Below are 26,768 nucleotides of genomic sequence, written 5' to 3' on the forward strand. Positions count from 1 at the left end.
TAAAAGCCGTCGCTTCCACATAGCATAAGATCATTTCTTCGTCGAATCTCATCGAAGATGCTACGTCTTCAAAGGAAATTCCCTGTATTTCCTGGGCGTACTCAAGCAACTAAATCCTTTAAATTCGATATATAGAAGCTCCAATATGACATGCCTCCATATGTGGTAGAACAATTTCGTTCATCCCATACTAATGCCCGTCTCACCTCTTGTCGCATCCTGCGCTTTCCCGGAAAATAATTTCTAGGGAAAAAGAAAAGCACCGGAGCAAGCCCCGGCACCTATGCACATATCTTCTCTCCAATCATTTATTGGCCGATATCAGGTACCGGTAACAACACATGCTGCTCCGCAAGCAATGAATTGGGGAATAGGCTTCGCGCTTCCTCCAGCAAAGGCTGAAGCTGCTCTTGATCTTTATACCTAGAACTAAAATGCGTCATAATTAACTGCCCTGCGCCTGCGGCTTTGGCAGCTTCCGCTGCCTGAAGCGCCGTACTATGATGATACTCGTACGCCGTATCCGCCAGATCATGCAGAAATGTGGCTTCATGAACGACGACAGTTGCATCTCGTGCCAGCACTACTGTATTCGGACAAGGTCTCGTGTCACCTAAAATAGTGACGATCCGCCCTTTTTTAGGTGAACCCAATACATCCTGAGGATGCAGAATAACTCCACCCTCTACTTCCACACTTTCTCCACGCTTTAATTTACCGTACACTGGGCCAGGCTTGATCCCGTATCGCTCCAACAGTTCTTGGTTAAGCTTACCGGGCTTATCCATCTCTACAATTCGGTAGCCATAACTGTCGATACGATGATCCAACAAAGCTGACTCCACCCGAAATTGACCGTCATCGAACAGAACCCCGCCCGTATGCTCCACAATATGTAGTGGGTAGTTGATACGAGATTGGCTGATCCCTAAAGATAGCTCAATATATTGCTGAAGACCAGGCGGTCCATATACCGTCAGAGGTGCCGTACCTCCCTGATATGCCCTGCTCGACAAAAGACCCGGCAGACCAAAAAGATGATCCCCATGCAAATGAGTGATAAATATTTTTTCAAGTCTGCTCAGCTTGAGCGGCGAACGCAACACTTCCTGTTGAGTGCCTTCACCGCAGTCAAACAACCACATGCTTCTTCGTTCCTCCAGTAAACGAAGAGCAATGGACGTTACATTTCGCTGAATTGTAGGTACCCCTGCATTTGTACCGAGAAAATATAATTCCATGACATTTACCTTCTTCCTGCTGACCAGCAAAAAACCTCCGAAGCTCGGAGGGTTTTTGCTATCCCATCTGATAAAGGTGTTAAACCTTTTCGACGTTAAAATACTGCGCCTGAGGGTGGCTGAACACCATGGCTGATACTGAAGCCTCCGGTTCCATCATAAACCCTTCCGTTAGCTCAACGCCAATGTCCTCAGGTTTTAACAATTGGAACAACGGTTCCTGATCCTCCAGATCCGGACATGCCGGATAGCCAAAGGATACCCGTATACCTTGATATCTGGCGCCGTGCCGCTGTTTCATCGTCATATCGGCAGGGTCCGGGAAACCCCAGCTATCCCTGATAATATGGTGAAGCCGTTCTGCTAACCCTTCTGCCACTTCGAGCGCTACCGCTTGAAGTGCATGTGAGCGCAGATAATCTCCGTTGTCTTTCCATTGGGTAGATAGCTTTTGAATGCCATGACCAGCGGTAACAACCATAAAACCTACATAGTCCATAACCCCTGATTCCACTGATTTCAAAAAATCAGCCAGACATAGATAAGGCTCTACCTGCTGACGTGGAAACGTAAATGTGTGCAGTACCTTGCTTACATCCGATGGATCATAGATTAGAATTTGGTTTCCTTGGGACTGAGCTGGGAAGAACCGATACATAGCACTCGCCTGAATAATTCCGTCTGTAACAGCTTCAAACATGATGCTGTCTACGGTTTCCTTCAACTGAATCGCTTTCGGATCCCCCGAAGCTAGAAGTTGCTCAACATTGCCTTTTAAGCCAAGATGATGCCCCATTAGCATCTGCATATTCACATAAGGCAGAATATAATTCAGTGGGTAGTTACGCAGTACATGGCGATCCGTATCCGGCGGGATATAGACGGGCAAATCCTGAGCAATGTTAGAGCGTACAGCCCGAGTTAGCTTAGGGAGCGGCTTGGCCTCCACGACCGTTGCCGCTTCCGCCTCCTGCTCAGCCTTCATGTCCTCGGCCATTTTTTTACGGGACTCAGGGTCCATAAGCTTATTGGCAATATCCAGTCCATCCATAGCATCTTTCGCATACGCTACCAGCCCATCATACTCAGGACGAATACGATTTTTAGTAAACTTACGCGTTAAGGCAGCTCCACCAACCATTATTGGAATATCAATGTTCGCATTTTTCAAATCCTGCGCGGTTAGCACCATTTGTTGTGCCGATTTAACAAGCAAACCGGACAGGCCGATCATGTCAGCCTTTTCTTCACGATAAGCCTCAATGATGCGTTCTGGTGGTACTTTTATACCCAGATTTACAATATGGTAACCATTGTTGGATAGAATAATCTCCACCAAATTCTTACCTATATCATGCACATCACCTTTAACCGTAGCCAACAAAATCTTACCTTTTACTGAGGACTCATTCTTCTCCATGAACGGCTCTAAATAAGCCACGGATGCTTTCATTACTTCAGCGCTTTGTAGAACCTCCGCAACAATCAGTTCGTTGTTGTTAAACAAACGTCCTACTTCTTCCATCCCTTTCATTAGCGGTCCGTTAATAATCTCCAGAGAAGAATATTTAGCGAGCGCTTGCTCCAGATCCGGGATTAGTCCCTCCTTACTTCCCTCCACTACATAGGAAGCCAGCCGTTCTTCGAGCGAAAGGTTTGATATCTTCTCTTTTTTCTCCACTTTCTTGTTACGGAAAGCTGCTACAAATGCAGATAACGTATCGTCATTTGTTTTATAGATCAGGTCTTCCGCCAATTTCCGTTCATGCTCGGGGATCGATGCATAGCGTTCAAGCTTCTCCGTATTTACAATTGCATAATCCAGTCCCGCTTTGGTGCATTCGTACAAATAGACAGAATTGAGCACTTCACGACCCGCTTCCGGTAAACCAAAGGATACGTTACTGATGCCCAATATGGTATGAACCCCGGGAAGCGCTTCTTTAATGATACGTATGCCCTCAATCGTTTCCTTAGCCGAACCGATATATTGCTCATCCCCTGTTCCTACTGGGAATACGAGCGTATCAAAAATTATATCCTCCGCTGCCAAACCGTAACGGTTCACCAACAGATCATAAGAACGCTTAGCTACCTCGAGCTTATCCTCACGCCCAATTGCCTGTCCACGTTCATCAATCGTTCCGACAACAACAGCAGCGCCGTATTTATGAATAATAGGAGCCATTTTCTCAAATTTCTCTTCACCATCCTCCAAATTAATGGAGTTAATAATTGCCTTACCTTGCGAATATTGAAGTGCTTTATCGATAACTTTAATATCCGTGGTATCAATCACCAATGGTACTTTCACCTTGTTTACAACCAGTTTCAAGAACGCTTCCATATCTATCATTTCATCACGGTCCGGATCTTGCACACAAATATCAATGACATGTGCTCCGCTTTTTACCTGCGCGCGGGCAATTTCAGACGCCTCTTCATATTTGCCTTCCACGATCAAACGCTTGAATTTCCGGGAACCCAGAACATTCGTTCGCTCACCAACCATATACGGACGATTATCCTGTTCAATATACACAGGCTCAATGCCTGATACGGCAGGAGGATGATGACCTACGAGCTGACGAGGCTCAAACTGCGCCATACTTTCACTCATTACTCTTATATGCTCTGGAGTAGTACCGCAACAGCCTCCCGCAATATTCAACCAGCCTTTTTCAGCGAAAGCAGCCATTTTACGAGCTAATGAATCCGGCGATTCATGGTATTGACCATTTTCATCGGGCAAGCCCGCATTTGGATAACAGCTAATTGCTGCAGAGGACATTTCAGACAAAGAACGAATATGATCACGCATAAACTCTGGACCTGTAGCACAATTCAGTCCAATCGAGATTGGATGTAAATGTTCGAGTGATATGCAGAAGGATTCGATGTTTTGTCCGGCCAACGTTGTTCCCATCGGCTCAATCGTGCCAGAAATCATTAATGGAAGCTCAATCCCTGTCTGCTCAAAAGCCTGACGAATTCCAATGCTACCTGCCTTAACGTTAAGCGTATCCTGTGAGGTCTCCAACAGAAGAACATCTACCCCACCTTCAATAAGCGCCAAAGCCTGCTCCTGATAGCTTTCAATCAGCTCTACAAATGTAACACCGCCTGTGACAGACAAGGTTTTTGTAGTTGGACCCATAGCTCCTACAACAAAACGAGGCTTGTCCGCAGTGCTGTACTTATCCACCGCGTTACGCGCCAGTTTGGCCGCCACCAGATTAATTTCACGGGCACGTTCTGGTATATCGTAATCCGCCAAAACGACGGATGTCGCTCCAAATGTATTCGTTTCAATCAGGTCTGCTCCGGCCTCCAAGTATGCTTCATGAATCCCTTGAATGACATCCGGTCTTGTTAAGACCAACATCTCGTTGCAGCCTTCTAACTCTTCCCCACCAAAATCAGCGGCAGAAAGGTCTTCCTGCTGAATCATAGTGCCCATAGCCCCATCAAGAAGGAGTATTCTTCGTTGTAACGCATCCTGCAAGCTAACTTTATCCAAAATTTCTTCACCCCCGCAAAACGTTAAATCCTAGTTTAGCAGAAACCGTATCATTTAGATAGATTGAAGTAAAAACATACGTTTTATGCAGGCTATTCTTCTCTACAAACGACTTAGCTGATCTATTTTTGTAGTATGCATCGTTATAGACGAACGTCTTTAAACTGTATCGTATTACTATAGTCGTTCCCATGTAAATGCTTCAGCCTGTATTGTACAACTGGTTAAGACATGGTATTCTTTATATAACATTAATCCAAGTGGAAAAGAGGGATTTTTGCATGGCAGAAATTTTTATACGCAATACGAATGAGCGAATTAGCGGTGAAGAGCGAGTACGTGAATTTTTGGAGAGCTACCAGGTATTGTATGAACACTGGGATGCTTCCAAGCTGCCAGGGGAGCTGCAAGAAAACTTTACTTTGACAGATGATCAAAAAGCCGCTGTTCTTAAAACATTTGAACCTGAAATCAAAGATTTAGCCGCACGTCGCGGATATAAAATCTGGGACGTCATCACTTTATCTGAAGCAACGCCGAATTTGGAGGAGCTGCTGGCCAAGTTCGAGCAAATTCACACCCATACCGAGGATGAAATCCGCGCCATTGTTGCTGGTAAAGGGATTTTTATCATTAAAGGCTCTGAAGAGATCGGCTATTTTAATGTAGAGCTTTCACCAGGCGACGTTATTTCTGTTCCTGAAAATACACCGCACTTCTTCACTTTAATGGAAAATCAAAAGATCGTCGCAGTCCGCTTGTTCATCGAAGAAAATGGATGGATTGCTGAACCGTTCGAAGATCCAACATTCACTACAGCATAATTACGATGTATTGTGTCAATAAGAAAACTCCCTCTGCTCTGTAGCATATCGAGCGAAGGGAGTTTTCTTTATACTTGTTTAGAAGACTGTAGATTATTTACTTTAAAGATTGAATAATTCCATGCAACTCAGACAAATGCTTGATTTGGAACTTCGGCTTGATCTCTGTAGTATTGGTTTTATCGTTCCGATTCAACCACACCGAATGTACACCAGCTGACAAAGCCCCTTGAATATCAGTCGTCAGCTTATCTCCTACCATTAAAGCTTGTCCAGGTTCAATTCCTAGAAGTCCCAAAGCATGCTGGAATATAGAAGGATCAGGCTTGCCCCGACCAAAAGAACCTGAAATGACAACATGATCAAAAAAAGGAGCCAATTGAGGAACTCCATCCAGCTTCTCCTGTTGTAGATCAGGGGAACCATTTGTCAGCAATAGCAGCTTGTATTGTCCCTTCAATTGATCCAGAATTTCAAACGTTTCTTCATATACATGTGGACGTGCACGTCTTTCTGAAGCAAATTGAGCAGCTAACTTTTCCGCCAACTCCTCATTATCTATCCCCAGTTGCTGAAGCCCTCTGCGCCATGATTCCTTACGATAAACAGGAGCCAACTGTTCCAATTGACGGAATTCAGGTTGCTCACCTGCTGTAAAATTCGCCCACAGTCCTTCAAACGGATTAATGCCAATCATTTGAGTAAAACTAAAGGTTTCATAGGATTCATACAAAGCGCGCGCTTCCTTGCGTACGGCTTCTTCCAGCGTTTTCGGATCAGCGCCTGTTTCTCGGGAGCCTGTTTGACATGCTGCATCAAATGCCTCTTCTACACTACGTTCATCCCACAGAAGGGTATCATCAAGATCAAACATTATCGCCTGAATCGTCATACGAATTATCCACTCTCTTTCCACTGTATATGTAAGCTTGTCTGTTTGGTCACGAATCAGATCATTATGTGTGCCCATATTAAGCAAGTGGCCGCACCATGTTATATGAAAAATAACATCATACGGCCTTACTTACAGAGCTACAGGCTAAATCGGTTATTTCTTATCTACCTGTATCTGATTGGATAGTGCAAATTTTTCAAGGCGCTCTGCGATGGCATCTGTATCATAGCGTCCCAGTGATTTTGTGAAAATAAAATTACCGCCCTTCCCTTTTCTTTCAACGGTAACGTAACCCTTTTCAATTTTGATGGCTTTCATGTCCCCTGCCGTCATCGGCCGTTCTCTGCCACCTTTTAACATATAAAGGGTATCTTTTCCCACTTTTAAATAAGGACGGCGAATGAAGAAGATAACAGCCAGCATCAAGTACAAGCCAAATACCAGCCAATCCATTCCCCGCATGCCGGTCTTAGTCAAAAAGTAACTCATAAGCATGTACAATACAGCAAGACCAGCCAGCATGATTGGCACAGTAATATTACGGCCACGGAAAATGTCCATTGCTGAACCTGCGCCGTTAATGGTTTGAATGCCTTGTTTCTTGCGCGTTTTATTTAAATGCGCTGTGTTTTTACGTACTTTTCTTTCAAATGATCGGGCCATCTCTCAATTCCCTTCCCAATAAATATTACATTAAAACAATTGCCTTAAAGCTGATCTATATAGATACCAAGAAAGATACCTAATAACAAAAGGCAAATGATGCAGGCTTTAGCAACATTAATGCTTCAGCCCGCCATTTCCCTTCGACGTATCATCGTCCACAAATTCAATGGTTTCAAGTTGCTGCCGAAAATTACGGCGAATGTTGCCTAAATAAATTTCCCGAAGGTTGGCGCGCTCCGTGGTTTCCTCTTCCGTCAATCCTTCGGCTTTTGCTTTGCGCGCTAATTCATTAATGCGCTGTACCAAACTGTCTATATCCAAATTGTGTCCCCTCCATAAAAGCAAAGATATAATACACTTTGACATGTAGAAAAGAGCTTGTCAAGGCTCCCTCATTGCGCTCCTTGACAAGCTCTATAGTCTTATAGATCAGAAGGGTGGGAGCTTAAGTACCTGACCTGCCTGCACTCCCCGATCCTCCAAACCGTTAATACGTACAATTCCTTCAATATATACCCGTGTATCCATTCGTTCCGGTTTATGATTCACGGCAATCTTCCATAACGTATCTCCAGGTTGTACAGTCAGCTTAATCACTTCTTCATTGGAAACTGGAGGTGCTGCGAAAACCGTAAGTACACCTGCCCCTGCAACCCAAACGATAATTACTAGAATAAGAAGCTTAAGTAAAAGAGTATTGGTAAGAGCCTGTAACAAACGTACCTTACCCTCTTTTCGGGTCTCCTGTAAATTCTCTAAATTCATCGGAAAAATACTTTGATAAGTGCTATATTTCATAATTGGCCGCGTCCTCCAAACGTTTGTTCTTATGTTTTTCACAATATAACACGAACGTTTGTTTTGTTCAATAGAAAAGAGAACAAAAGTTCGTGAATATTTTTAGGGATTATTTAGAACTTATGTTTGTACGAACGGAGGTTCTATGCTATAATTTTCCCAAACGTTACTAAATGGGGTTGATACGGTATGTCTAAGATTTCGAGCCGCCAGCAGGCCATTCTTGAATTTATCCGCAATGAAGTGCGTCTAAAGGGATACCCCCCTTCTGTGCGCGAAATAGGCGAGGCAGTCGGATTGGCCTCCAGTTCTACGGTTCACGGTCATTTGGATCGTTTGGAGAAAAAAGGACTCATTCGCCGCGATCCTACGAAACCACGGGCTATTGAATTACTCGGTCAAGACGAATCGGATAACAGCAACTTGATTAATTACTCCATTAGTCGTGTTCCCGTCGTCGGCAAAGTAACCGCTGGTCTTCCTATTACGGCGACAGAAAATATTGAAGATTACTTTCCTCTTCCCCAACACTTTGTTGGTGAGGATAAAATATTCATGTTATCTGTTGTAGGCGAAAGCATGATTGAAGCTGGTATTGCTAACGGAGACTATGTAATCGTGCGTCAGCAGCAGACCGCTGATAACGGAGACATTGTAGTAGCTATGACAGATGAAGACGAGGCTACAGTTAAAACCTTTTACAAAGAAAAAGATCATATCCGGCTTCAACCTGAAAATCCAGCCTTTGAGCCACTTCGACTGACACACGTCAGCATATTGGGCAAGGTTGTTGGACTCTTCCGGGACTTCCACTGATTTATCGTGCTTTCTTCCCCGTTATACTACCACGAATATAAAACCGGCCGCCTAGGCGAGCCGGTTTTATATTGTTATTATGTTTACTATGTATGTGTCTCCAACTATTCTTTCCTTTTCAGCAACCTATATTTGTCTCTACTATTATATCCGTCCCATATCCGAGATAGTTCCACTCTGATCTCGAACTGTTTACTTTTATTAGCTAAACAAATGGAAATTTGACACATATGAACCTACGGTGGCCTTCCTCTATAACGTAAAGTTGGGAAGGCGAACGCAGGCTAGCATGAGCTTTTTTTGTTAAACATTTAGGAACATAGGTACTAGCTTCTTTTTGTCTTTAGTAGATTTATGCTGATACATTACTAGCACAATTGACATATGTATATAGCAGACCTAAAGCAAAGGAGTTATGCAGATGATCAGAAATAGAGTTAAAACGTATAAGCATCGCATCGGGAAAAACAGATATCTGGTCGTTAAAGTCTTTCAAGCCGCAGCTGCTAAAACAGGAAGCGGAAATGCACTCGCAACTAACGCATTAAATATCAAAATTTCCAAGCGTAAGCATAAACATCATTAAGATTTAACCGTACCTTCATTTCTTTGAAGGGAGGTGATATTATGAGCAGAAGACACAGCAACCGTGAATTGAGAAGAAGAAGATTAAACATCCGTTCCAACCAAAGAGCCAATGCGCGTGCAAGAGGTAACGCACTGGCTGTTAATCTGTTTAGCGTGAATGATGGACAACGCAGACGTTAATAATTATTTTCAAGCAAAAAGCAGGAAGAATTCTTCCTGCTTTTTTTGTGTTAAATAATACACCAAACTACCAATCCCGCCAGTTATAGCTTCCTCAAACTTGTATCCGATTTTCATAACTTAAACATTTCTAGCTGTAAAACCATTCATTAGCTTAACATTGCTGCAATGGATTTGCTCTATTATTTAATTTAATACTTTTTTATAAGGTCCCACTTGCCCGCTTTTCTTTATAAATTTTATAAACAAGGCTCGAACAACAGGACCCATAACCAATAATTGTAATGGATAGGCCACAACAAAGTTCTTTATAAAAATTTCTAAATAGGCTTCAAATAATGAATGATCGCCAATACCCTGACTTAGAATTGAAGTTAATAAACCGTAGGAAGACATAGAACAGGCCATTCCGAACACCATACATGTTGAAATCGTGATAATTAAAAATATTTTTTTGGATTTATCAAAAGGTAGACTTAAAGCAACTTTTTTTGCTACAGGACCCACGATATATAAATCTAAAATGAGCGCTATAATAAATCCAATTAGAAATTCAACAGCAATGGTAATCAAGCTAATTTTTCCAATCAATCCGTTAATCAAAAGATTATAGAAGGTCATAATAACGACCATTCCAAAACACATAATAACCCCAAAGTAAAAGCTTTCCTTTTTAGTTGTTGGCATTTAATTCAACCTTTCATTTTTGGATGTGATTATTTTAGCTGCAACCAAATTTTCATGTAAGTGAACTTTTTATGAACATATCGTAACAAACAAGAACAAGTAAGGAATATTCTTCACAACTAATGAACTATGTACAAAATAATTACACATTTATAACATTAAATACAAATAATAGAAAATACCTCTATTACTTTGTATGGCTCCAATGAAGATTATGCTACCGCTACACTCGATGGAAGTTTTGAAGGCCCTACCCGTTGGCTTAGTGATGGCGGTTCTCCAGATTTCGAAACACTTTTCCCTTCTTAAGAACACTACTTTCAACAATTGCTCCAAAAGGCTCTGTCAATATTTGATGAAGTCTTAATTTATATTGAAAAATCCCCACTACCTTAGCTGGTCGGCGGGGATTTCGCTTATTTACAGTATTTACTTATACTGCACATTAGGAATTTTCTAATATTTGATTATAGCTGATCCTGCTTTAACCCACTCTTTGGATTCTAGTTGAATCCATCCATATACAGGTGAGTCAGAATTGATTTTTTGTTTTATCAGTGAAAGGTTTTCATAGTTGCTGGAACTGTAAAGCGACCCTGTCTTTGGCGCAACTTTTACTGTCAGAATATTTTTTATATTTGGTTCTTCATCAGTACTAGTCCAGACTAATCGATTGTAATAATTAGTGTTAAACGGGTTTTCTAAACCACTAATCGAAAATTTCACTCTTTTCCCGACAATAGATACATCTGTATATGCTGTGTCATCTTTAAAAATTACTAATTGAGATGAAACTAATTCCTGATTTAAAGAGTTTGTATAGGTGTCATGGGTGACGCTTGCTACATCTGCCGAGGCTGATAGCGGGGACAAAACTGAAAATAAGAGAGCAATTGTGGAGAAACATAAAGTAGTTTTCCTTCCTAATTTCATACTCATTATTTTCATCCTTTCCTTCCTATTTATCTTCATCCATAAACATACGGCTTATTGATTGTCAAAGTAAGGGGAGCTTTGTCTGACATAAAAAATACACATTCGGGTAGATTTCATTATCCACTTCTACTCTATATCCAAACTCCTTACATGCGGGTCACTTCTTAAGGTTGTGTTCCGTGGCGATGGAGTCCATTAAATTGCCTAAGCATTTGGTTAAAATTATGAAGCTCAGCATCTTCCCAGTCCGAAATTCGTTCATAGAAAACGGACTCTTTCTCCTTAAGCGCATCAATTAATTTTTGCTGTCCATGCTCAGTAAGAGATAATACAATTCCTCGTCCATCACTTCGGGAGGCCTCTCTGTTCAAATACCCCAAAGACTCAAGCTGTTTGACAAGACGACTCACTGAACTTCGATCCATCGCAGTTGATTCCGCTAAAGTGGCGGCATTTGTTGGGCCATAAGAATACAGCCAACGAACAATATGGAAGGCGGCAGGTTGTAAGGAGGAGTCAAATTTCGCAGCAGCTCTGACATTCAGGGCGTGTGAAGCGCTGATAAGTGCGTTAAGCTGCTCGCCCAACTCAATCTCCAATTTCTCCCTTGGTTCATTTTTAACTTCATTATATTTCATCTTCAATCACCTTTCTCTCGTTAAAAAAACCACAAGTCGAATTTGATTGACATATATCAACCAAATTATTATAGTGGACATATGTCAACCAAATGTACTAACTCACCGAATTGGCTATTCCAATAAAATTGTAACACATGAAGGAGAAATGACGAATGTCTAAAAATACTACCGTTGTCATAACAGGTGCCACCAGTGGTCTTGGACAACTAGTCGCAGTTGAATTGGGAAAACGCGGCTGCTTTGACCTTGTTTTGACTGCCAGGAGTAGGGAACGTGCTGAAGCTACAAGAAAACAGATTGAGCTGGTTAGCCCATCAGCGAAGGTTGACTTTTTTTATGGAGATTTATCGGTACTGAAGGATGTTAAACGAATCGGGGATGAGATAGCCGCCGCATACTCTAATATTGATGTGCTGTTAAACAATGCGGGTATCCATGCTTTTGAGCAACGCGTCACTCCCGAGGGGTTTCCTGAAATGGTTGCCATAAATTATTTATCGCCGTGGCTGTTAACATATACACTAAAACCGTGCCTGCAGAACGTAGGCAAGGCCAGAGTTGTCAATGTTGCCTCCGAAGCTTCACGCCGTCATGGAGTTTTGAAGCTCCCCGAGGATTTAACGGATACAACTGCCTTTACCGCTCGTGGCTCATCGCCCATCTATGGAAAGACCAAATTATTGAATATTATGTTCACTGCTGAACTGGCAAGACGATGGTCGGATACGGGAATCAGCGTAAATGCACTAAATCCAGGATTCAATGTTACCGGATTGGGACGAGAACTTTGGTTTGCCCCTCTATTAGAACGATTGTTGAAAATCCTTCATCTTGGAGATCCGCGAAGAGGAGCAGATATCATCACCCGATTAATTGTAGATCCGGAATATCATAAAAAAACAGGTGGATACTTTAACGTCGGAACTGGGAAATCTATTCAACCAGTCTCACCTGGAGGAGATTCCAAGATGCAACAAAAACTGTGGAAGGTCACAGAGGATTTGCTGGAACAGAAGGGATTCCTTCCATAAGAAATGATTGATGAAGGGATAAGACGGCAATGAATGAAGCATTAATCATCAATAACGCAAACCCCGCACTACATACAAGCATATCTTTTGCTAAATCAATGAACGGAATGAGTCACCAAAAAGCAGCAGCGAACCCATTCAGCTTTGTGATTTCGTTCTTTATAACGTTGATAGCCCACGCGTTATCAGTCACACTGATAAGTTCGTAAATTGGTCCACATAAAAATAAGCCTCCGATTAATCTGAGGCTCAGTGTTCCATACAGTACCTATTTACACTCCAGGCGGCGTAACACGATCTTTTGGGTCACGGCCCCAGCTTCACTATGATTACGGTATGCCTTGTGTCACTCTTGTCGCTTCATACATATATTAATTTCTCTATAGTAATCTATTGTTTGTCGTCTATTCTCCCGTATGCTTCTGCAGTTTCATCACCAGTAATAACTACGTAAAAATAACCTCCACTAGGTACGTCGACATAATCAGTAAATGTTCTCCCGCTCATAAAAGTATCAAAACTATATGTACCGATTGGGCCATACCTAGATGTGCCGTCAACAGAATACATAAACATTATTGTAGCTTTACCTAGACCAGTATAACCACCACGCAATCTAACTTTTCCACCATTTGTATGAATACTGTCACTTTGGGCGTAGGTTTCGTTTTTCCATTTAGTTGTGGTTACGTAGCTGGAAGCTGAAACGCTTGTAGCAAACATTAGAAAAGCAGCAATCATGACTAGCAACATCGGTTTGAACTTCTTCATTGAGTATCCCCTCTCAGAATATTGGTATGATTAATCATTAAAAAACCTCATTTCATAGGAAGATATAATTTGTCATAACTTTGTGTCATCAAAATATTTATATGTATGCTTGAAAACTGATCACTTCAGTGACTCACTCGGCGCGTAGTGTAACAATTCCTTTAACTAAAAAACTCTGCTAACCATAAGGCTAGCAGAGTTTTGTGCTTAAGCACCTCCAATTTGTACAAGGATCTGAATATGTTGCGTCAGGACGGGACCAGTTATAAAAAATAAAAAGCTACTCGCAACGATTAACAGTGCCATTTTTTTCAACATTGTCTAACCACACCTTTTCTAATAGTTTAAAATACTCTTCTCTGGTCTCTGGAGACGCATATGCTTGGAAATGTGCAAAGAGACCTGTGCAGTTTATGAAATATGTTTCATTGTTTAGTATATGTGCTTTTACCATTGCACATAATAATTGTTTAAAACCATCACTGTACTTCTTCCTATTTAAATTATAATAGGCCATTTCATAACAAAACAATGCAATATAGTCAGGTACCACTTGTTGGGTGTACATATCAGTAGATGTCGGGAGTTGAGTAGAGGCATCAATGTCTATTTTAAATTTTGTAAGTACACCATCTATATCCAAATTGTATCGGTTAGCTACTATAATAATGTTCAACAACTTTGAGAGCTTCTCACTTTCATTGGCGGTTGTTCCTATATAATCAACAAAGTCTAGAAGCACACTAGTGTTTCCGGACATAAGTTTATTAACATAAGTATTACCTTCTGCCCAATGCTGAAACAAGCTAATCCAGTATTGGGTATCTTCGTCAGTCTCTTTGACCCAATCCAAATCTGTGTAAGCGTATGTATATTGTAAAGCTTGTTGATAGTCGCCTCGGGCTTCACAGACACTTGCACACAATAAATCGGCATAGGTAATGTACACAAACATGGGGCGAGTTAGCTTCTTAGTAGACTCAGTGCGTTCTCGGCTGCTCTGTTGATGTTTCAAAGTGTATTGGATTTCCGCTTTAGCTCTCATTTTTCTCGCTATTTCATCAACCTTATCCCATTTACGCAAAGACCTATACACATTAGCTAAGTCCTTTAATGCATCAAGTTGTTCTATTTCGTCTAGGCGCTCGACATAAGGCTCAAAAAGTATGGCTGCCCTAAGATTGCGGCTTTGATCGTCATCAATCTGAATCGTGAAAATCCGATATTGACAGATGGCCAAACGTTCAGAATGTTGATATTTCTCCACTTCTGCTACACTCTCATAGAGCAATAGTGCAGCATCATGTCGTTCCTGCGCTAATAATTCTTCTGCAATGTCAAATAGTTTGGGTGAGTAGAGTAGATTGTCCATGATAGCTCCCACCACTCGACGGATCGCATCCAGCTTGTCCAACTCTGCACAGCGATACAAAAATGGTTCGATTCTCCTCATATTGGGGGGAATGTCGATGATATAGTTTTCTACATATAAGTCGTAAAAATAGCCTTCTGGTAAACCCATAGCCTCTGTAATTCTATCAATTTGGTTAACAGACATAGAACTATTGCCTGTTACAATGCCACTAACTATTCCCCTATTAATGCCCGCAATATGCCCGAATTGCGTTAGGTTCAGACCCTCTTGTTTTAGGTATCTATCTAGTTCCGCCCGAATCGTAGGTGTATGCTTCATGTCATATCCACCCTTCACATAAAAATTCCAAAATTTTTATATTACTGTAATCTATTTTTCTCTAAAATTGACCACATGTCAATATATTATGCGAATAATGTAAGATTTCAATGTATAGTCCATGCTGTTCACTGACAGCAGAACCCAATAAGCGCAACAACCTATATGGCAGGGGTCCCCTAAGTACGCTGTAAAAACTTAGTTAACCAAAAGGAAGAGAATACTATGGCTACTGCCAAATAACCTATGCGCTATTGGGTTCAACGTTTACCATCTTAAAAAGTGAGGTGTGTTGCCTAACAATTTTTTCATAAAATTAAATCCAAAATGCTTTAGTAATTATAACCAAGAGGATATAAAGCACCAAAATTGCCGCTGTAGAAGTCCACATATTGTAGCCGCCTCCACATGCACCCATGGTTTTAACCTCCTTTGATTGTTGTACTTCTAATATATGTATAGATACGTTTTGTGACAGGGCATACAGACAAACAAAACGAAGGCTCAACCAGCTAAACCGGCAGAGCCTAATCACCTTTTTGCAAAAAATTCAAAATCTTGTGCTATTAGAGTATCTTCTTTCCAACCGGATCACTTGCTTATCTCTCTGTTAATAAGGAATATGGGATATGCACCGTGAAAACGCCATGTTTAATAGTTCCTGGTTATAAACTAAATACTTACTGTTTTGGTCCAGCACCCAGTTGGCAAAACCTAAAGCTCTGGTGTAACTATCATAATCGTAGGGATTAATTTTAAACTCAAGAATATCCAGCATAATCTGGTTCTCTTCATCTGATAGTTCCAAGCCTAACTTACTAAACTGTCTTTGACGAATTCTCCGAGCAGTAGCATCTTGTATAGCTCTATGCTGATTGGACACTTGTCCATTATGTTGACGATAATACAATACGTTTATGGGGATGTTCGCCATTTGTACTTGGAAAGCTAGTCGGTTCCACAACTCGTAATCTTCGGCATGGGGATAATTACTATCATATTGAATGCCAAGCCGACGGATCATGCTATTGCGCATGATTATAGCAGGATGGCAGATACAACAATGAAATAACAACCATGTTTTTATTTCGTCATGACTGGCCGGATTTACCTTTATTGATCCCCCACTAGATGAAGTAAAAGCAGCACCGCATACATCAATCAATGGATTTTGATCCATAAATGCGATTTGTACAGCTAGTCGATCTGGCGTAGAAATATCATCGCTATCCATACGAACGATATATTCACCATTGGCCTTTTTTAATCCTTCGTTTAAAGAAGCGATCAACCCTCGATTGGTATTATGGAAGATTTTTATCACTCTAGGGTCTGATATTTGTGAAATAAGAAAGGTAGATCCATCTGTCGAACCATCATCAATAACAATTAATTCAAAATCCGTATAAGTTTGAGCTAAAATACTGTGTATTGCCTCCAAGACAAAAGCTGCATTATTGTAAACTGGCAGTATGACCGAAGCTCGTGGCACAATATCCCCTCCATTTCATATTTTTCAAATGGAATCAGTATTAAAATCACAAAGCAGCTTCCCTATTTTTTTGATAATGGTTCCCTCTATATTCTCATGTTCTAAGATATGTTCTGAAATATATTTCGAAGCGGCTTCCCGGTAATATAATATGCTCTTTTGAAAATTTAGAAGCTTCCAGTCCTAGAAGCTAGTGCCATCAAAGATTGATTGGTTTGAATATCCCTGCTTCAAAGTCGGGCTAATTACTTCTTAGACGAAGTTGACAATATAAGTAATAAATTTGTACAATTAGGAAAAATATTTCACTTAGATTCCATTCTTCATCGGTAACAAACATATATATCTAAGTGGAAAACGGACTGTGAGATTCAGCCTAAGATAATATCTGCATCTTAAAAAGGGAGATAGAATGATGGAACGAAATGTAACATCCGTAGAACACTACACTCCAATTTTGATTGTTGGTACGGGTATCTCGGGGCTTGCTGTTGCTTATTATTTGTCAAAAAACAATATCAAGTACACGATTACAACAAAAAAGAATGCGCCCAAACAGAGCAACTCCTTTCTTGCAGCCGCAAATACACGTGTTCCATCAGAGAATGATATTAATAATATTATTAATCTTACGATTGATAAATGTGGAGCAGATCGATCGGTTATTGAAACGCTATATAGAAACTCCAACATAGTTATAAATTTTTTCGAGGAATTAGGAATCTCTTATGAGAAAACATCCTTTGGTATCATGCCTGAATGTTTGATTAAATCACAGGGAGGAAAGAAATTAATTAATTGTTTGTTACAACATATTGAACAACCGCTGTGTAATAAAATTTTGATTCATTTGGAAAAGTATAATGATGGAATTATCGCATTATTTTACGACATCCAATTAGATCAATTTATCAGGATATATACTAATTATTTGGTATTAGCTACGGGAGGATATGCGGGGCAATTTAACTACAATGATAATTCACCGGGTTCGACTGGAGAAACGCTTATCTTAGCTAAAAAAATGGGTGCAAGATTAAAGGGAATGTCTACAGTAATGTCTCATCCTTGGTCAATATACAATGGAAGACAAATTTTATTGGGCGGAGTTGTATCTTTAAGTCAAGGGAAAATAGTAGATGAGGAAGGAATTCAACTATTAAAAGATGAGTATATTTGTGATGCCATTGCTCGAGATGATTACCATGAAATGATTGACGAGATTTTACATTTTGAACTCGATTGCATCAAGCAAAAAAAGGATATGTACTTGGATATGAGCCATGCTGATGAAAATATATTGAATGAAAGATTTAAAAAATATGGGTTTAGCACTAATGTGGTTAAAAATAAAAGAATCAAAATTACACCAACAATGCACTATTCTTCAGGAGGAATCGAAATCAATGCTAATGCTGAAGTTATAAACTTGAATCGTGTTTTTGCTACTGGAGAAGCTCAATTCAATGGTGATCTTGGGATGGGAAGAATCCCTGGGCAAGCATTCGCATCGGGTATCGTCTTTGGTAAATTAATAGCTGACAAAATAGCTAATGAAGGTGCCTTCAATACTCAATACCCATTTTCATTTAAAGCCCCACCTGAAACTATGCAGTTGTACTCCATAGAAGATAATGACTTTCCAATTGAAGAGTTTCAGAAAGAGTTGTCCACTCTAATGGTAGATCTGCTCGCTCCCAATTCATCTATAGCTTCTTTAGCACTCCATAAAAGAAAAATAAAAGAAAGTCAGAACATCATATTAAGTAAAGCAAGAGGATCAGGAAAACGATATGAGGATATTTTAACGCTATTTTTTGGATATTTTGTTGCATTAGAAATTATAGAAGACCTTGAATTAAAGGTATTCGTTAAAAGTTAATAAACCTAGCAATGAGACACTTTCCCTTCTGCAAAGCCAATAAGCGCAAAACTATTATGGTAGGCATCCAGCAAACACCCATCAAAAGAAAGGCGAATACTGTGCCCATTGCCAAATAGTTTATGCGCTTATTGGGATCAATCTTTTACAATCCATGAGTGAAGTGAAATTACCCAGCAGTTCTTTTCACAAATTAAACCCAAAGTGATTTAGTGATGATAACTAAGAGAATAAAGAGCACTAGAATTGCCGCTGTAGAAGTCCATACACCGCCGCCGCCATTACCTTCATATGCACCCATGCCTTTTAACCTCCTTTATCTGTCGTCACTTTAATATATGTAAAAATACATTCTGTGATAGGGCATGCTGGTAAATAAAAAAACACCACACTAGCAGGACCAGTTAGGAGCTAGGGAAGAAAAGCATTGCTAGTTCACAGAAACATTTTTTCTTCTATTTTAAATATATCCACTCTTATTCCCGTTTTCATTGATATTGGACGCACCTCTCCGTTAGAGCAGGCACCATTGAAAATAGGTGCTTTATCCGGCTCCGTCGCTGCCTACTATAGTTCCAATCCCCATAACGATCGTACCAATTAAAATCTTGTGGACCACTTTATTTTAAGACTTAGCATTCTGTGACTAAATTTCCACATACCCAACATCATTTAACCCCTCATTTTAAAATATTAGATTGCACTATACTTTGGTAATTGTAACTAGAATATAAAGTGGATATCATAGCGCATCTGAGTTGTTAAAGCTAGTCGAGAAGATGTTCAAATAAAACAAGCTCTACTGACCTTAATCGGTCGGCAGAGCTTGTTATCTAATCTGATTTCGGGCAGATTACTAAAGAAATAAGGGCATTGAACTTGAATGATGGGGTCTATATAATTTTCTTCGCAATATTAAACCCAGCACGATTTAAGGATGATAACCAAAAGGATATAGAGCACCAAAATTGCCGCTGTAGAAGTCCACACACCACCTGCACATCCACTCATAGCTTAGCCCTCCTTTAATTGTTTTCACCTTAATATATGTATAGCTACGACTCTGTGACCGGGCATTCAGTTAAACAGAAAATATACCCAACCAGGCGAATCCAGTGAAAATGAAGTTGTAGACTAGGCATCGGCGTCAAAGTAACTGGCAAGTTAGTGGGTGAATTGTAAATTGACTCACGTTACATCGCGTGTTAGTATGATTTTAGCCAATAACTGAATAAAAACGTTTTCTAGGGTTCCGCAATCACAAGATTGGTCTGGTCCGAGAGAAAACGCACAGCCATATGGCTGTGACACGGAGGGATAAAAGCCTGGGAGATAAACGCATTGTGCGGTTTATTTCCCAGGCTTTTATCTTTTTTCTTTTATGGCCCAATTTTTGATAAAAAGTTTAAGGAGGAGTGTGTTATGAACAAAACGTGGATTTCAGTCATTGTGGCGGCTATATTCGAGGTTGCTTGGGTTAGTGGGTTAAAGCATTCGGATAGTTTTTGGGAATGGAGTGGTACAGTAGTCGCTATTTACATCAGCTTTTATTTGATGATCAAGGCGGCTCGTTCATTAGCGGTTGGAACTGTATACGCTGTATTTGTCGGACTAGGGACGGCAGGAACTGTAGTAGCTGAAATCCTATTGTTTGGCGCAGACATAAGTGTTTCGAAAGTAGCTTTGATCGGGCTGCTGCTTATTGGAGTGATTGGTCTGAAAATGCTTAGTAAGAAGAAAGAGGAGGTAAGTGGAATATGAATTGGGTGTATTTGATCTTAGCAGGGATTTTTGAAATGATCGGGGTTTTGCTTATAAACAAGTTCAATCAAGCCCGCAGTTGGAAATCGCTGACTCTTTTGATTACTGGTTTTGGCCTAAGTTTTATATTTTTGTCGTTGGCAATGCAAACACTCCCGATGGGAACAGCTTACGCTGTATGGACTGGAATTGGCGCTTCTGGAGGTGCTATCCTCGGCATGATCTTTTATAACGAGCCACGCGGATTAATGCGTATTTTGTGTATAGGGTTGGTCCTTAGCTCTGCTGTAGGGCTGAAACTAGCCAGTTAAAAATATATATTGGTGTAGCTCTAAAGGTCGTTTCCTGGGCAAACTAACGATGAATGTTAACTTTAAAAAAGCTGCGGCAGTCTTGGACTTTATTTTCTTGTCCATGGCTGCCGTTGAAATAAAATTCTACCATATTTGCTTATGCTCCCCTCTACTTTTCCATTAATTTATTGAATATCTCTCTATCTTTGGAAGTAAATTCGGAAATCCATTGCTTTTGCTCGTACGTGTTGGTACTTGAATCCAATTTAATGAAGCTATTTTCACCAACCACGTATACGATATTTTTTTTATCTTATGTGACACAATATTATCAACAGTATTTTCCAGTGGGTCCCATAATCCATTACCTTCGAGTCTTATTGACATGACATGTATGTAGCCTCCTGATGTGTTATGCGCAAGTTATATTTTGAGTACAAAAAATAAACTCTGGATCATTGGAGGTTTAATTCCGTATAATGCCTATTTTCAGACGAGGAAATGTAATGATCTTTTGGTCACCATCCCAGCCTCCCATGATTACAATATAGAGCGTATCCGTCTTCGTTGGTTGTAGCGTTCGATATCAGGTAACAAAACATTCAACCTCTTCTGTTACCCGCGTTTCTGTATACTATACAGATCAGAACAATGAACGACGAAAGCGGACACAACTATTATGCAGCAATAGCGGAATAGAGAGTTGCCAAAGTTACACTAAACTTTTGCAGAAGTTTACGATGGCGCACGATAAGCCATGGAAAGAATATGGGGGCGATATTCCTGAGCCAGTAGAATAAGACAAGAACAGCAGTAAATTTAATGTGTGTATTCCTAAAAGCCTACGTCGTCGTTGCCAAAAGAAATTACCGAAAATTCTCTCTTGAACCAGGATTACCAGTTCGATCCCCCCATTAACCCAGCCTAAACAGACGCATCGCAGTTCGCTCCAACCTCAAACGGCAGGCCATTCACCGCATTGGTGCCCAGATGCCAAAGGCTGAGAGTAGCTGCGAGTTCCCAAAAAAACAGTTATCAATAAAGCGTACAATCGCAACACGTTAGATCCATTTAAACTAATCAGGAGATTATCCAAGTAGGAGGAAATAACCATGGCATTTGAAGGTTATGGAGAAGACAAGCGAGAACATTGGTTTGACTGGCCGTTCCCCTTATCGGTATCAATACTGTATGTGGATGCGGATGTAGATGAAACAGAAACGAAATGGTATCTGATTGACGAACAAGAAAAACACTTGATCCGAATTAGGGATGAAAAGCAAATTGAACTGCTTCATCATTGCATGTATGGAGTCTTGTTAAATGACGAGAAGATCAACTGGATTATTAATAAAAATGGCGGTAGATTTACCTATCACGATAGTGTGCGAGATTTTATCAAATTCCAGAAAGACTACCTTGATACACTATAAGAGGTGTGAACAGTTAAAGCTCTACCGACCCATTAAGGTTAGCAGAGCTTTCTTTTACTTTAGAATCCACCTATTTGTACAAAGGTCTGAATAAGCTGATCATGATTGTGAGCGGGTACGGTTATAAAAAACAAAAAGCTACTCGCAACGATTAACAATGCCATTCTTTTCAACATTACTTAACCACACCTTTTCAATAAGATTGTGAAACTCCGTTTTGACTTCAGGAGTCGCATGGACTTGAAAACGCACAAACAGGCCCATACAATTTATAAAGTAAGTTTCATTATTTATTATATGTGACTTTAGCATTGCATACATCAAGTGTTTGAAGCCATCATTGTAGTTTCCTTGTTGTAAATAATAATGAGCAATTTCGTAACCAAACCACGCGAAATAGTCTGGCATTACTTGTTGAGTATACATATCATCAGATGTGGGCTGCTCAGAAAACGAATGAATCTCCGCTTCAAAACGAGAAATGACATCATTCACATCTATTCCATATCGGTTAGCCGCTATCATAACGTTCAACAGCTTTGAGAGCTTCTCATTTTCGTTATTGGTTGATGTGGCTGCTATATATTCAACATAGTCCGGTAGCACGCTAATATCTCCAGACAGAAGCATATTTACATACGTATTACCTTCCGCCCACTGACTGAACAAGTTTACCCAGTATTGAGTGTCTTCGTCAGTCTCTTTGACCCAGTCTAATTCCGCATAGGCGTATGTATATTGTAGAGCTTGTTGATAATCGCCTTGGGCTTCACAAACACTTGCACACAACAAATCGGCGTAAGCAATATATCCAAATAGTGGGCCCTTTGTCTCCTTTTCATGCTCTTGAGAATTTCGTTTTGCCTGATGTTTTATGGAATATTGAACTTCCGCTTTCCCTCTCATTTGCCGTGCCATTTCCTCAACCTTGTCCCATTTACGTAAAGACCTGTACACGTTTGCCAAATCCTTCAATGCGTCAAGCTGCTCTATTTCGTCCAGACGCTCAATATAAGGTTCAAATAGTATGGCTGCTCTTAGATTACGGTTTTGGTCCTCACCAATTTGAATCGTGAAAATACGATATTGGCAAACTGCCAAACGCTCAGAATGTTGGTATTTCTCCGCTTCAGCTACACTCTCATAGAGCAGCAGTGCAGCCGCATGTCGTCCCTGTGCCAATAATTCCTCCGCAATGTCAAAAAGTTTGGGCGAGTAGAGTAGATTGTCCATGATGGTTCCCACTACTCGACGGATCGCACCCAACTTGTCCAACTCTGCACAACGATACAAAAATGGCTCGATTCGTCTCATATTCGGGGACGTGTCGATGATGTAGTTTTCTATAAATAAGTCGTAAAAGCAGCCCGCAGTTAAACCCATAGCCTCAGTCATTAGGTCAAGCTGATTAACAGACATAGACTTATTACCTGTCACGATGGCACTTACTATTCCCCTATTTATGCCTGCGATATGCCCAAATTGCGCTATGCTCAAACCTTCTTGTTGCAGGTATCTGTCTAATTCCGCCCGAATCGTAGGTGTATGCTTCATGCCATAGCCACCCTTCACTTGAATATTCCATATTTTTTAAAAACATACTTCATTTTTCAACATAATTAACCATATGTCAATATATTATTCGACTAATATAAACATTCAATTTTTTGCATGAGATGAAATAAAAAACTCATCGCATGTCTCAAATAATAGCATTCCACCAACTATAGATAAGAATAATTAGCATATTAACAGATGGAATTAAATCAAAAGACACAATAATATCTCACTAAACGTAAAAATACCCCACTGGCTTTGGCTAGTAGGGTTTCACCGATACTTTCGGATTGCATAACGGGATTCTGTAAATACAATACATTAAATTATCATGATGCATTAGAATTTTGAATAGAAAAATACCGCATTTTCATCTTTGTATTTTGAGTTTGAATAAAGCATAGTGTCCACTGCTCCAATATCAAACCCATTTTTCAAATAAAATCGGCAAGCAAGTAAATTAACATCCTGCGTCTCAAGCGTAAATCCCTGCATTCCTTTTTGTAATGCCCACTCCCTTGCCTTGTTTAACAAGGCAGTTCCTATTCCTTTTCCTCTGCTACTTTCTAATACAATAAGTCTGTCAATAGAAGCAAATTTAGTTTCCTCTACTGTCCCCAGTCTTATATGTCCCAAGCATTTCCTTTCGGAATAGTATAAGAAAGCAATACTGTCATTGCTATTAATATATTCATCAAGATCTTCGTGTTCCGGGTATTTTGACTCATAAGGTTGTTCATAAAGTTCTTCATGATAACTCCATATGCCATTTTCTAGTTTGGGGATAAGTCTCCCTATGACCATAAAAGGTTGATCTTTGCATTCGTAATCATCCTTGTTATCAAATGTCATTTCAACAATTTCAATTCCTCTAATTTGCTCCAAAATATCTCTCCTTAATGCTGGACTTTAATACTTGATTGGATTCAATTATAGCATGTCTGTCTCGAATATAATTTCAGTTTACTTCATTCCATTCGCCTATTCAGATTCCCTCCTGCTAGACATATATGTATACTTCCCCAAACGCAAAAAACACCCACCGGCTTGAGCCATAGGGTGTCATCGATGCTGTCGGGTTTGCTCTGTATCCGTCGCGTCAAGTATAATCCGATTGGACTATTTTGTGAATAATAATAGAAGATATTCTCCAGGTCATATATACTTTTGATAAATTCACTGATTGCCTGCTAATTGAGTTTGAAGTTTTCTACAAGGAAACAGAATTACTACCTGGTCACAAAGTTCAGACAATTGATTTCGGTGATCTTGGTTTACTATTTGAAGAGGCTAAAACGAAAACCATCCAGCTTAACAAAAAAGGAGCGATGATTATGAATTTAGAAAGATTCCTAGAAATACATCGCAGGAACATACAAGACAAATTACAAGAGGAACGGCCACGAACTGATGAACAAAAGCAAATAGTGGTAGCGTTGTATATCGCCGAAGCGCTGAATCACCTTCGTAATAACCTGACAATGGAAGAAGTCTTGGGACTAACGGAGATATATAGAGATTACCGCCGAACCAGTGCAATGAAGTGATGACATTAGAAAGCTCTGCTAACCTTAATGGGTCGACAGAGCTTTTAATTTATTTAGAGTATTCACTTACTTCAAATGTGAGGATACGATCATACAGCATGTAGTCCTTACGACTGCTGAATGGGCCTCTATTATTGTCATGTTTATTGATTGCATATGAAGCCGATCCAGAACCCGCTTGTTTAGCCTCATACCACGCAATAAAGTCATTGACCTCTTTCATGCTCAAATCAAATTCCTTCTCTAAGCCAGTTGTAAGAGTAATGGTCAAGATTGCACGGTCTCCTGTTGGTCCTGGTTCCGGTGTGGGGTTGGGTTCTGTCGGTAGGCTTGTAGGTGTGAATTCTTCAACGGTCTTAGTTATAGTAGTAGGGTCAAATATAAGACCTCCAACAACATATATTTTTCCGTTCATCACCGCAGCCCCAAAGGCAGTACGGGCAACATTTAAATTAGGTGCTGGCTCCCATATATTTGTAATAGGATTGTATACTTCTACATCTCGAAGGGATTGCCCACTAGTTGCACCACCACCAATACTATATATCAACCCATTTAAAACAACTGTTCCTGATCCGTCCTTTGCATTTAACAAGTTAGCTTTATCTGTCCATTTATCAGTTTTAGGGTCATATTCACGAACATTTTTATAAGATGTTGTTCCATTGCCACCTCCGACAGCATATATTTTGTCTTTAAGGACGGTTAGTCCGACCGCATGTAGAGCAGAAGGCATGCTAGCTCTAGTGGTCCATGTATCTGTTTTAGAGTTATAAACTTCAACAGTAGCAACAGTTGCAGCGTTTGTTATGCCCCCAACAATGTATATTGTATCTTCATATGTAACTGAACTTGCCCATGCTTTCCCTGTTGACATATTTTGTCTTTTACCCCATGTATCTGTCTGAGGATCATATACATAAACGCTATTTAATAAAGATCCACCAGTCATTGTATAAGCATTTCCTGTATATCCGCCAAATAAGTAAACTTTTCCATCTACCGTAGAAGCGGTGGATGCGGTTGTAGCAAATGGCATATCATTTTTTTTGACCCATGAATCATTAATAGGATCGTATTCGTATACAGTTTTTTTATTATCTGTCAGTGAACTCGATATTCCTCCAAATACATAAATCTTCCCATTTGCCTCAGCCACTGCTGAACCTGCGAGTTGAGTAGGAAGATCATTTTTCATAATCCATTGTGACTCAACTTCATTTTCTGCATAGACTCTTATCCCAAAGCCAAAAATGATAACAAGGCATGAAATGATAGACAATAATGTTTTTTTCATATGTATATTCTCCCCCAGTAATTATTTGAAAAGTCAGAATAACAAATAATTACTGGAGTGTCTAAACAATAATGACTATTTCTGAAGGTTGTTGTCAAAAAAACACATGGAGATTTTTCTCACTAAATAACGAACCTACATCCCCATATTTTACTATCATAAATGCCAAAAGATATTCAAAATATCGTTTATATATAACAGCGGATAATGGTAGAACTG

Annotated in this window: 27 protein-coding genes and 1 riboswitch; of the genes, 9 read left to right on the forward strand and 18 right to left on the reverse strand. The window is 40.1% G+C overall.

Going from position 1 to position 26,768, the window contains the following annotated elements:
• Nucleotides 1-308 precede the first annotated feature (308 nt).
• Both rnz and metH read right to left on the reverse strand, forming a co-directional pair.
• Entirely contained in the window at nt 309-1,241 is a 933-nt protein-coding gene (rnz, locus tag MKX36_RS13580) for a ribonuclease Z (RefSeq protein WP_016821944.1), read from the reverse strand.
• A gap of 79 nt (nt 1,242-1,320) precedes the next feature.
• On the reverse strand, nt 1,321-4,761 hold the full coding sequence (gene metH / locus MKX36_RS13585) for a methionine synthase (RefSeq protein WP_340864883.1): 3,441 nt from the start codon (nt 4,759-4,761) through the stop codon (nt 1,321-1,323).
• 281 nt (nt 4,762-5,042) lie between these two features.
• On the opposite strand from metH, the gene MKX36_RS13590 reads away from it, so the two are divergent.
• Nucleotides 5,043-5,585, forward strand: coding sequence for a 1,2-dihydroxy-3-keto-5-methylthiopentene dioxygenase (locus MKX36_RS13590; protein WP_019687427.1), 543 nt, complete (start codon nt 5,043-5,045; stop codon nt 5,583-5,585).
• 97 nt (nt 5,586-5,682) lie between these two features.
• Here MKX36_RS13590 and MKX36_RS13595 read toward each other — a convergent pair whose 3' ends face one another.
• The 4 genes from MKX36_RS13595 to MKX36_RS13610 form a co-directional block, all read right to left on the reverse strand.
• Nucleotides 5,683-6,477 (reverse strand): HAD family hydrolase, encoded by a 795-nt coding sequence (locus MKX36_RS13595; RefSeq protein ID WP_180986866.1) that lies wholly within the window; start codon nt 6,475-6,477, stop codon nt 5,683-5,685.
• 156 nt (nt 6,478-6,633) lie between these two features.
• The gene (locus MKX36_RS13600) at nt 6,634-7,143 is read right to left on the reverse strand and encodes a hypothetical protein (RefSeq protein ID WP_013371492.1); all 510 of its coding nucleotides are present in this window, start codon (nt 7,141-7,143) and stop codon (nt 6,634-6,636) included.
• A 117-nt stretch (nt 7,144-7,260) separates the two neighbouring features.
• A complete protein-coding gene (locus MKX36_RS13605; protein ID WP_016821948.1) occupies nt 7,261-7,467 on the reverse strand; it encodes a DUF896 domain-containing protein in 207 nt (68 codons plus the stop codon).
• Nucleotides 7,468-7,575: 108 nt separating this feature from the next.
• Nucleotides 7,576-7,944: a LysM peptidoglycan-binding domain-containing protein gene (locus MKX36_RS13610; RefSeq protein WP_025365044.1), complete on the reverse strand. Its 369-nt coding sequence runs from the start codon at nt 7,942-7,944 to the stop codon at nt 7,576-7,578.
• Between the two features lie 189 nt (nt 7,945-8,133).
• Between MKX36_RS13610 and lexA the strand changes: the two genes are divergently transcribed.
• The 3 genes from lexA to MKX36_RS13625 all read left to right on the forward strand — a co-directional run bounded on the left by lexA (nt 8,134) and on the right by MKX36_RS13625 (nt 9,528).
• A complete protein-coding gene (lexA, locus tag MKX36_RS13615) occupies nt 8,134-8,760 on the forward strand; it encodes a transcriptional repressor LexA (protein ID WP_013310545.1) in 627 nt (208 codons plus the stop codon).
• A gap of 421 nt (nt 8,761-9,181) precedes the next feature.
• Nucleotides 9,182-9,346, forward strand: a complete 165-nt coding sequence (locus tag MKX36_RS13620; protein WP_016821950.1) for a hypothetical protein — start codon at nt 9,182-9,184, stop codon at nt 9,344-9,346.
• A 41-nt stretch (nt 9,347-9,387) separates the two neighbouring features.
• Nucleotides 9,388-9,528: a hypothetical protein gene (locus MKX36_RS13625; RefSeq protein WP_162835279.1), complete on the forward strand. Its 141-nt coding sequence runs from the start codon at nt 9,388-9,390 to the stop codon at nt 9,526-9,528.
• Between the two features lie 186 nt (nt 9,529-9,714).
• On the opposite strand, the gene MKX36_RS13630 is transcribed toward MKX36_RS13625, so the two are convergent.
• From MKX36_RS13630 to MKX36_RS13640, 3 genes are all read right to left on the reverse strand, one after another.
• On the reverse strand, nt 9,715-10,215 hold the full coding sequence (locus tag MKX36_RS13630) for a hypothetical protein (protein ID WP_025365045.1): 501 nt from the start codon (nt 10,213-10,215) through the stop codon (nt 9,715-9,717).
• 456 nt (nt 10,216-10,671) lie between these two features.
• Entirely contained in the window at nt 10,672-11,154 is a 483-nt protein-coding gene (locus MKX36_RS13635; RefSeq protein ID WP_228552592.1) for a hypothetical protein, read from the reverse strand.
• 161 nt (nt 11,155-11,315) lie between these two features.
• Nucleotides 11,316-11,789: a MarR family winged helix-turn-helix transcriptional regulator gene (locus MKX36_RS13640; protein WP_016821954.1), complete on the reverse strand. Its 474-nt coding sequence runs from the start codon at nt 11,787-11,789 to the stop codon at nt 11,316-11,318.
• Nucleotides 11,790-11,944: 155 nt separating this feature from the next.
• Here MKX36_RS13640 and MKX36_RS13645 point away from each other — a divergent pair, with 155 nt between their 5' ends.
• Nucleotides 11,945-12,823, forward strand: coding sequence for an SDR family NAD(P)-dependent oxidoreductase (locus MKX36_RS13645; protein WP_019687432.1), 879 nt, complete (start codon nt 11,945-11,947; stop codon nt 12,821-12,823).
• A 390-nt stretch (nt 12,824-13,213) separates the two neighbouring features.
• On the opposite strand, the gene MKX36_RS13650 is transcribed toward MKX36_RS13645, so the two are convergent.
• The 4 genes from MKX36_RS13650 to MKX36_RS13665 all read right to left on the reverse strand — a co-directional run bounded on the left by MKX36_RS13650 (nt 13,214) and on the right by MKX36_RS13665 (nt 16,779).
• Entirely contained in the window at nt 13,214-13,594 is a 381-nt protein-coding gene (locus MKX36_RS13650) for a hypothetical protein (protein ID WP_025365046.1), read from the reverse strand.
• 280 nt (nt 13,595-13,874) lie between these two features.
• Nucleotides 13,875-15,287 carry a transcriptional regulator gene (locus MKX36_RS13655; RefSeq protein WP_340864884.1) on the reverse strand — a complete coding sequence of 471 codons (1,413 nt, stop codon included), beginning with the start codon at nt 15,285-15,287 and terminating at the stop codon, nt 13,875-13,877.
• A 316-nt stretch (nt 15,288-15,603) separates the two neighbouring features.
• The gene (locus MKX36_RS13660) at nt 15,604-15,705 is read right to left on the reverse strand and encodes a sporulation protein YjcZ (RefSeq protein WP_107733503.1); all 102 of its coding nucleotides are present in this window, start codon (nt 15,703-15,705) and stop codon (nt 15,604-15,606) included.
• A 192-nt stretch (nt 15,706-15,897) separates the two neighbouring features.
• A complete protein-coding gene (locus MKX36_RS13665) occupies nt 15,898-16,779 on the reverse strand; it encodes a glycosyltransferase family 2 protein (RefSeq protein WP_039276079.1) in 882 nt (293 codons plus the stop codon).
• Nucleotides 16,780-17,194: 415 nt separating this feature from the next.
• On the opposite strand from MKX36_RS13665, the gene MKX36_RS13670 reads away from it, so the two are divergent.
• Nucleotides 17,195-18,661: an FAD-binding protein gene (locus MKX36_RS13670; protein WP_340864885.1), complete on the forward strand. Its 1,467-nt coding sequence runs from the start codon at nt 17,195-17,197 to the stop codon at nt 18,659-18,661.
• 193 nt (nt 18,662-18,854) lie between these two features.
• Here the strand turns inward: MKX36_RS13670 and MKX36_RS13675 are convergent, their stop codons facing one another.
• Together MKX36_RS13675 and MKX36_RS13680 are read right to left on the reverse strand one after the other, a co-directional pair.
• A complete protein-coding gene (locus tag MKX36_RS13675; RefSeq protein ID WP_016821960.1) occupies nt 18,855-18,962 on the reverse strand; it encodes a hypothetical protein in 108 nt (35 codons plus the stop codon).
• A 614-nt stretch (nt 18,963-19,576) separates the two neighbouring features.
• Entirely contained in the window at nt 19,577-19,672 is a 96-nt protein-coding gene (locus MKX36_RS13680; RefSeq protein ID WP_016821962.1) for a hypothetical protein, read from the reverse strand.
• Between the two features lie 222 nt (nt 19,673-19,894).
• Nucleotides 19,895-19,995: riboswitch (guanidine-I (ykkC/yxkD leader) on the forward strand.
• Between the two features lie 88 nt (nt 19,996-20,083).
• Between MKX36_RS13680 and MKX36_RS13685 the strand changes: the two genes are divergently transcribed.
• The 3 genes from MKX36_RS13685 (at nt 20,084) to MKX36_RS13695 (ending at nt 22,148) form a co-directional block, all read left to right on the forward strand.
• Nucleotides 20,084-20,422, forward strand: coding sequence for a DMT family transporter (locus MKX36_RS13685; RefSeq protein WP_290403105.1), 339 nt, complete (start codon nt 20,084-20,086; stop codon nt 20,420-20,422).
• On the forward strand, nt 20,419-20,733 hold the full coding sequence (locus MKX36_RS13690) for a DMT family transporter (RefSeq protein ID WP_031461602.1): 315 nt from the start codon (nt 20,419-20,421) through the stop codon (nt 20,731-20,733). The genes MKX36_RS13685 and MKX36_RS13690 overlap by 4 nt, the downstream gene beginning before the upstream one ends.
• A 1,094-nt stretch (nt 20,734-21,827) precedes the next feature.
• Nucleotides 21,828-22,148, forward strand: a complete 321-nt coding sequence (locus MKX36_RS13695) for a hypothetical protein (RefSeq protein ID WP_340864886.1) — start codon at nt 21,828-21,830, stop codon at nt 22,146-22,148.
• A gap of 138 nt (nt 22,149-22,286) precedes the next feature.
• Here the strand turns inward: MKX36_RS13695 and MKX36_RS13700 are convergent, their stop codons facing one another.
• From MKX36_RS13700 to MKX36_RS13710, 3 genes are all read right to left on the reverse strand, one after another.
• Nucleotides 22,287-23,702, reverse strand: a complete 1,416-nt coding sequence (locus tag MKX36_RS13700) for a helix-turn-helix domain-containing protein (protein ID WP_174820957.1) — start codon at nt 23,700-23,702, stop codon at nt 22,287-22,289.
• 342 nt (nt 23,703-24,044) lie between these two features.
• Nucleotides 24,045-24,590 carry a GNAT family N-acetyltransferase gene (locus tag MKX36_RS13705; RefSeq protein WP_340864887.1) on the reverse strand — a complete coding sequence of 182 codons (546 nt, stop codon included), beginning with the start codon at nt 24,588-24,590 and terminating at the stop codon, nt 24,045-24,047.
• A gap of 711 nt (nt 24,591-25,301) precedes the next feature.
• Nucleotides 25,302-26,549, reverse strand: coding sequence for a Kelch repeat-containing protein (locus tag MKX36_RS13710; protein ID WP_340864888.1), 1,248 nt, complete (start codon nt 26,547-26,549; stop codon nt 25,302-25,304).
• Nucleotides 26,550-26,768: the final 219 nt, after the last annotated feature.

The sequence above is a fragment of the Paenibacillus sp. FSL W8-0439 genome (assembly GCF_038008995.1).
In the GTDB taxonomy this organism is placed as follows: domain Bacteria; phylum Bacillota; class Bacilli; order Paenibacillales; family Paenibacillaceae; genus Paenibacillus; species Paenibacillus polymyxa.